General features: G+C 39.0%; 6 protein-coding genes. 5 read left to right on the top strand and 1 reads right to left on the bottom strand.

What is annotated here, in order from left to right; genetic code table 11:
- The first annotated feature begins 104 nt into the window (after nt 1-104).
- The 4 genes from C234_RS0112525 to C234_RS0112510 all read left to right on the top strand — a co-directional run bounded on the left by C234_RS0112525 (nt 105) and on the right by C234_RS0112510 (nt 6,460).
- Nucleotides 105-707 carry an HU family DNA-binding protein gene (locus tag C234_RS0112525; RefSeq protein WP_027326049.1) on the top strand — a complete coding sequence of 201 codons (603 nt, stop codon included), beginning with the start codon at nt 105-107 and terminating at the stop codon, nt 705-707.
- A 149-nt stretch (nt 708-856) separates the two neighbouring features.
- Nucleotides 857-3,685, top strand: coding sequence for a type I restriction endonuclease subunit R (locus C234_RS0112520; protein ID WP_027326048.1), 2,829 nt, complete (start codon nt 857-859; stop codon nt 3,683-3,685).
- 19 nt (nt 3,686-3,704) lie between these two features.
- A complete protein-coding gene (locus C234_RS0112515) occupies nt 3,705-5,249 on the top strand; it encodes a type I restriction-modification system subunit M (protein WP_027326047.1) in 1,545 nt (514 codons plus the stop codon).
- Between the two features lie 110 nt (nt 5,250-5,359).
- Entirely contained in the window at nt 5,360-6,460 is a 1,101-nt protein-coding gene (locus tag C234_RS0112510; RefSeq protein WP_081688159.1) for a restriction endonuclease subunit S, read from the top strand.
- On the opposite strand, the gene C234_RS16435 is transcribed toward C234_RS0112510, so the two are convergent.
- Nucleotides 6,453-6,971 carry a restriction endonuclease subunit S gene (locus C234_RS16435; RefSeq protein WP_051290263.1) on the bottom strand — a complete coding sequence of 173 codons (519 nt, stop codon included), beginning with the start codon at nt 6,969-6,971 and terminating at the stop codon, nt 6,453-6,455. The two genes, C234_RS0112510 and C234_RS16435, sit on opposite strands and share 8 nt — an antisense overlap.
- A 39-nt stretch (nt 6,972-7,010) precedes the next feature.
- Between C234_RS16435 and C234_RS17830 the strand changes: the two genes are divergently transcribed.
- The gene (locus tag C234_RS17830; protein ID WP_051290262.1) at nt 7,011-7,376 is read left to right on the top strand and encodes a hypothetical protein; all 366 of its coding nucleotides are present in this window, start codon (nt 7,011-7,013) and stop codon (nt 7,374-7,376) included.
- Nucleotides 7,377-7,447: the final 71 nt, after the last annotated feature.

The following is a 7,447-nucleotide window of genomic DNA, read 5'->3' as shown; positions in this document are numbered from 1 at the left end:
TAATTTTATTAAGACTAACGGTTTGATTTTCGCTATCGGGGAAAATAAACTTCTTATTTTTGCAGCAAACAAACTTTTTGATAACAATCTAAATCCATAAAAATATGAGTGCCATATACGATTTGTTCGCAACCCCGAAACGCAGTAAAAGAGAGGCCACGCGCCTGCATGCCCGCATCGTGTCGAAAGGAACGGTGAGGCGGGAGGAATTTCTCGACCGTGTCCATCGGTTTACCGGAATCAGCCGCAGTTTGTTGGCAGGCGCACTCGAAGCCTTTTGCAACGAGGCGCGCGATCTGCTCGCCGAAGGGTGGACGGTGGAGGTGGGCAGCTTGGGTTACTTCTCCGCTTCGCTGAGCTGTCCTGCCGTGAGCGATAAAAGCGAGATCCGTGCCGCCTCTGTCGAGCCGAGGGGTGTCAATTACCGGGCAAGCAGCCAGATCAAGCGGGAGATAAAGGAAAAGATGAGGCTGCAACGCAGAGAGGCTCCCCGTGCGCCGGAAGCTCCCCCTTTGCCCGAGAAAGAATGCAAAGCCCTTCTCGAAAACTATTTGCTGAAACACGCCTTCATCACCCGCCCGCAATATGCCGGACTGACAGGCCGGAAGCGCCTCCTGGCATTGGAAGAACTGAACGCCTGGGTAGAGCGAGGAGTGTTGAAACGCGAGGGGGCCGGACGGCTTACGGTGTATGTGAGGGGAGGATAAAAAGTCGCTATTATTTACTGAGGCGAAAAACTGTATTTGTTATATATTTCATTTTGTAAGGGCGTAAACGATTCTCTTTTGTTTTTTTATTGTGAAATGTTTTATATTTTTGCAAAAAAAGACATTAAGGATTTTATTACCTCAATTATATGACATGTACGCAGACTGAAAACGCATTGGAGAAAGGGTTTATTAAGACCCTTACTGATATGGCGTATGAGTACGTTGCAATCAGGAATGAAAATGATTTGTTGGCTAATTTCAAGAGGCAGTTAGAAAAACATAATGCAAAACAGCTTGCTTTACATAATCGGACAGAACTAACCGAAAGCGAGTTTCAAAAAATACTCTTGCATTTGGAGGGAGGGACAAGATTTGAAAAAGCGAAGAAACTGAGAGAACTGAAAGAGTTCTATTTAGATAATGGCGATCGGATATGGCTTGAATTTTTAAATACGAGTAAATGGTGCCAAAATGAATTTCAAGTTTCAAATCAAATTAGAGTTGAAGGAGATAAAGAGTGCCGTTATGACGTTACTGTCTTAATCAACGGGTTGCCATTAGTGCAAATAGAGTTAAAAAAGCGAGGCATGGAGTTGAAGCAAGCTTACAATCAAGTGCAACGCTATCATAAGACATCATATCACGGACTCTTTCACTATATTCAGTTATTTGTCATTTCCAATGGTGTGAATACCCGTTATTTTGCTAATAATCCGAATAGTGGTTTTAAGTTTACGTTTAACTGGACAACAAAGAAAAATGAGCCATTCAATCAACTGAGTAAATTTGCCGTTGAATTCTTCGACCGTTGTACACTGGGCAAAATTCTTAGTAAATATATGGTGTTGCATGAGGGGGATAAGTGTTTAATGGTGCTTCGTCCATATCAATATTATGCTGTCGAAGAGATACTTGATCGAGTGGAAAAAAATCATGAGAATGGATATATTTGGCATACAACTGGGGCCGGAAAAACTTTAACTTCGTTCAAGGCTGCTCAATTAGTGTCGGAAATGGAGGGAGTAGAGAAAGTGCTTTTTGTGGTAGACCGGCGCGACCTTGATACACAGACACAAACGGAGTACGAAGCCTTTGAACCCGGTGCTGTGGATGGAACAGATAATACGCGTGAGCTGATTAGGCGTTTGAGCGGCAATTCCAAAATTATTATTACTACCATTCAAAAATTGAACTGTGCTGTTACAAAGGAGTATTATAATAAGTATCTGCAGGATGTTAGCAAAAAACGAGTGGTGATGATTTTTGATGAATGTCACCGTAGCCACTTCGGAGAATGTCATAAGAATATTGTGCACTTTTTTAGCAACTTACAACTTTTTGGTTTTACCGGTACTCCTATATTCCCCGAAAATTCTAAAGATAATCGGACCACGAAAGAAGTTTTTGGGAATTGTCTGCATCAGTATTTGATAAAGGATGCGATAGCGGATGATAATGTTTTGGGTTTTCTTGTAGAGTACTACACAGGAAGTGTAGACCTTGATGTGGAGAGTGAAAAACGTATGGAAGAAATAGCATCGTTTATTCTCAATAATTTTAATAAATCGACATTTGAAGGTGAATTTAACGCTTTGTTTGCAGTTCAATCTGTGCCGATGTTATTGAAGTACTACAAGATTTTCAAATCAATGAATCCGAGAATTAAAATCGGTGCTATATTCACTTATGCCGCAAATGCTAGTCAGGATGATGAATCTACAGGCATGAATCAAGGCTTCTCCAACAATAAGGTGGAAGCAGATGAATTGCAGGAAATAATGGATGATTATAATCATTATTTCGGGACAGCATATACTACCGATAACTTTGCCTTATATTACGATGATATTAATAAGCGGATGAAGAAAAAAGAAAAGAATGTGCCTACCATTGATCTTTTATTAGTGGTAGGTATGTTTTTGACTGGCTTCGATGCTAAAAAACTGAATACACTTTATGTAGACAAGAACTTGGAGTATCATTCTCTTCTTCAGGCTTTCAGTCGTACAAATCGAGTCCTTAACGAGAAAAAACGATTCGGTAAGATTGTTTGTTTTCGTGATTTGAAACCAAATGTAGACGCAGCTATTAAACTTTTCTCAAATGATGATGCACCGAACTTTGATATAGTACTTCATAAACCATATGCCGAAGTGAAGAAAGACTACTTGCTGTTGACAGAGGAGTTCTTAACTAAATATCCTACAGTAGATGTGATAGACTTTTTTCAAAATGAGCATGATAAAGTAGACTTTATTTTGGCTTTTCGTGATATTATTAAGAAACATGCCGAAATGCAGATATACGAGGAATATCATCCGGATGATATTTCGTTTATCATGTCAGAACAAGAATTTCAAGATTTTCGTAGCAAGTATCTTGATATAGCCCAGAATTTTGGCGCTAAACCCGTTGCTCCTACAATGGCAGCAGATTTGACAGAGACTCCTTATGGTGATCAACGAACGTTGAATGATATTGATTTTTGTTTGGAGCTACTTCACAGCGATGTGGTGAATGTTGCCTACATTCTCTCGTTGATGCATGATCTTGATCCTGAGAGTGAAGATTATGCTGAGAAACGCAAGGGGATTCTTGACACAATGATACGAGATGCTGAAATGCGTAGCAAGGCTGATCTTATTGACGGATTTATCAGAGAAACGGTCGATTTACAGAAAGAGGCATTTCGGCGACAGAAAGCGGATGGGACTGTAGATTTAGAGGGACGATTACGTACTTATGTGAATCGTGTTAAAGCCGAGGCTATTGCCGAATTAGCTCAAGAAGAACAGATTGATGAGGCAGTACTTCATTCATTTATATCAGAATATGATTATTTACATCGGGAAAAACCTGAAATAATTCAAAATGCCATTAAGCAAAAGAAATTGGGGCTAAAGAGCCGGAAAAACTTATTTAACCGCATTATGGGTAAATTGCGAGTTATCATGGATGTTTATAATTGGGAATAAAATTTTAAAGCAATATATAATGAGCGAAGAACTGCAACAACGATTACGTGCCCAGCTTTGGACTGTGGCCAATACGCTGAGAGGGAATATGTCTCCCAGCGATTTTATGTATTTTACTTTGGGTTTCATTTTTTATAAATATTTGTCGGAAAAAATAGAACTTTATGCTAATTCAGAGCTTGAAAATGACAATGTCACTTTTAAGGCTGCTTGGAAGGGAGATGACGAAGAATTAAAGGCTGATTTGAAAGAAGTCTGTCTGAATGAGCTCGGTTATTTTCTTGAACCTGAATTCCTTTTTTCAACTATTATTGATTCTATCAACCGAAAAGAGAATATTTTGCCTCAATTAGAGCGTTCTTTAAAGAAAATTGAAGATAGTACTATAGGACAAGACAGCAGTGAGGATTTTGGCGGTTTGTTTTCTGACATAGATCTTGCTTCTCCTAAGCTTGGAAAAACCACTGATGACAAAAATGCACTGATTAGCAGTGTGCTTATTGCACTTGATGGTATAGATTTTGGTTTGCATGAAGCCACTGATATTGATATTCTTGGCGATGCGTATGAATATATGATAAGTCAGTTTGCGGCAGGCGCAGGAAAGAAAGCCGGTGAATTCTATACGCCACAAGAAGTGAGTCAAATATTGGCAGAAATCGTGACTACAGGTAAGGCGCGCCTTCGTGATGTTTACGATCCGACTTGTGGCTCCGGTTCCTTGTTGCTTCGTACAGCCCGCAGTGGTAAGGCCGATTTGATTTTTGGTCAAGAGAAGAATCCTACGACATTCAATCTCGCACGAATGAATATGCTTTTGCATGATGTGAAATATCGTGATTTTACGATTGAAAATGGTGATACGCTTGAGGCGGATGCTTTTGAAGATCGCCAGTTTGATGCGGTGGTGGCTAATCCGCCATTTTCTGCTGATTGGAGTGCTGCTGATAAGTTTCATAATGACGACCGATTCAGTCAGGCAGGTGTACTTGCTCCAAAGTCAAAAGCAGACTATGCCTTTATTCTCCATATGATTCATCATCTTAATGAAGGGGGAATTTTAGCTTGTGTAGCTCCTCACGGAGTCTTGTTCCGTGGTGCATCGGAAGGTAAAATACGTCGTTTCCTGATTGAAAATAAAAACTATATAGATGCTGTTATCGGACTGCCTGCTAATATTTTTTATGGAACAAGTATACCGACTTGTATCATTGTGTGTAAGAAATGCCGAAAAGACGATGATACCATTTTGTTTATTGATGCGAGCAAAGAGTTTGAAAAAGTAAAAACACAGAACAAGCTTCGCCCCGAACATATTGAAAAGATTATTTCCACTTATCGCGAGCGTAAGGAAGTAGAGAAGTACAGCCATCTTGCGACTATTGAAGAGATTGCAGAGAATGATTACAATTTAAATATTCCCCGGTATGTAGATACATTTGAAGAGGAGGAACCTATCGATATTCACGCTGTGATGAAAGAAATCAAGGAACTTGAGGCCAAACGTGCAGATTTGGATAAGCAGATAGATGTATATCTAAAGGAGCTTGGCTTGGTGGAGTAAAGTAAAGCATGCTATAATCTTGATAACAGAAAAGAATGACTATAAATAACAAAAATAAAAACCCCAATGTACCCCCTCTGAGATTTCCGGAGTTTGGTGGGGAGTGGGAAATGGTATCGCTCCAAGACATAGCCACTATAAATCCAAAATCAGACTCACTTCAAAATACTTTTATTTATATAGACTTAGAGGCTGTTGAAAAAGGAGAATTGAGAAAAATACAAGAAATAATGCGCGAAGAAGCACCAAGTAGAGCACAACGTGTTATAGATAACAATGACATTCTGTTTCAATGTGTGCGTCCCTATCAGAAAAATAACTATATTCATAAAACTCAAAATACGAGTAATCAACAATGGGTTGCTTCAACTGGATATGCCCAAATTAGAACGACAGAATCACCAAACTATATTTATCATCTATTGAATACAGACGGATTCAATAGAAAAGTAATGGTTCGTTGCACAGGATCAAGTTACCCGGCTATTAATAGTGAGGATTTAGCAACAATTCGCTTTTATTTTACGATCGACAAAAAAGAGCAACTTAAAATATCTCGATTATTAGATTTACTTGACGAGCGCATCGCTACCCAAAACAAAATCATTGAGGACTTGAAGAAACTAAAGTCTGCAATTATTGAAAAGTTATACTCCGAAATCCAAGGCAAAGAATACTCGTATGGACAATTATTTGAGGTCGTCAACGAACGCAACAAACAAATGGAATATTTCAATATTCTTTCTGCAAGCCAAGAAAAAGGCATGGTGAACAGAGATGACCTAAACTTAGATATTCAATTTGAGCGTAGCAATATTAATACTTACAAAATTGTAAGAGAAGGTGATTATGTTATTCATTTGCGTTCATTTCAAGGAGGCTTTGCTTTCTCAAACAAGTTAGGCGTGTGTAGTCCTGCATACACAATACTGCGTCCAAATAGGCTTTTGGAGTTTGGGTATCTGTCCTATTACTTCACGTCTTACAGATTTATAAAATCTCTGATTATTGTAACTTATGGCATTCGAGACGGACGCTCTATAAATGTTGAAGAATGGCTTAATATGAAGATTGTTATTCCGTCAAAAGAGCACCAACTTCATATACTGAAAGTTCTCAGAAGTATTGAAGAAAAGATAGAAAACGAAGAAGCGTATTCAACTTGTTTGTCAAATCAGAAACAGTATTTGCTCCACCGGATGTTTATATAAACATCTGGCGAAGCAAATACTGCCGTTGTGCAGCGTAACAATTCAACACGCGTTGTTCTCGTGCTATCTTTGATAACAATGTACTCACAATCTGAGCTATTTGTTTCTGTTCATCCATAGATGGAATACAGTGAATAGTATTAAAGTAATCTATAACAGAAATATTAAGCAAGCCATGATTTCTTGCACCTTCACCAGCTATATCTGCGACAGTTTTATGCCATTTCTTTGACTCAAAATAATAGGCGAGAAAATCAGAATCCACTTTAGCAGAATCTGGGCGAAAGCAAATATATAAGGGGGATAATACACCTTGTTCATAATTGTCTAAACGTTTTGCTGTCCCCCAAACATAATCTCCCGAATAGCTTTTATTATATGCAAAATCGCCCTTTTGCAGAAGATAATATCCTGACAGATTTTCACTAGCAACAATCTTGTTGAAAAATTCTTCTTGACTTACAAGCCCATATTGAGCGTAAGCCTCCGGTAAACCACGTATTTTCTGCAATCTCTTCGACCAGTATCTTTGTGCCCAAAAATAAAACTTATGATGACACGAGAAGAAGTTGCAGAAATTATTATGTACTGCAAGGAACACAAAGTAACTTATAAATCAAGGCTGGCGGAACTCAATATCCCTGTCTGGAGATTTTATGACAGCAAGTCCCGTTATGCAGAAGAACAGTCCTGCGTCAATACTTCCAAAGGCGATTTTATAGAACTGGGACAAAGCGGCACATTTATTCCTGTCCCGTCATTTACCGGTCAGAGCGGCCGTAAACCCAAAGGAGAATCATCATCCGGATTTAAAAGTATAGAGATACGTACATCAAAAGGAGATGCAATACGCATTCAGGGAGAGCTCAGCCCACAGGAGATTTATTCAATAATTCAAGCCTGCAGCCATGTTTAACCTTAACGACAGTCTTCATTATCTGCTGTACAACCGTCCGACGGATATGCGGAAGAGTTTCCATACACTCA

The sequence above is a fragment of the Bacteroides pyogenes DSM 20611 = JCM 6294 genome (assembly GCF_000428105.1).
Taxonomy (GTDB): Bacteria; Bacteroidota; Bacteroidia; order Bacteroidales; family Bacteroidaceae; genus Bacteroides; species Bacteroides pyogenes.
The sequence above is the reverse complement of the archived record's forward strand: the minus strand, read 5'-3'. Positions and strand labels throughout refer to the sequence as shown.

What these genes read in the sequence shown, in the direction of transcription:
- C234_RS0112525 (WP_027326049.1), top strand. Translation starts at nt 105, where the DNA reads ATGAGTGCCATATACGATTTGTTCGCAACCCCGAAACGCAGTAAAAGA.
- C234_RS0112520 (WP_027326048.1), top strand. Translation starts at nt 857, where the DNA reads ATGACATGTACGCAGACTGAAAACGCATTGGAGAAAGGGTTTATTAAG.
- C234_RS0112515 (WP_027326047.1), top strand. Translation starts at nt 3,705, where the DNA reads ATGAGCGAAGAACTGCAACAACGATTACGTGCCCAGCTTTGGACTGTG.
- C234_RS0112510 (WP_081688159.1), top strand. Translation starts at nt 5,360, where the DNA reads ATGGTATCGCTCCAAGACATAGCCACTATAAATCCAAAATCAGACTCA.
- C234_RS17830 (WP_051290262.1), top strand. Translation starts at nt 7,011, where the DNA reads ATGATGACACGAGAAGAAGTTGCAGAAATTATTATGTACTGCAAGGAA.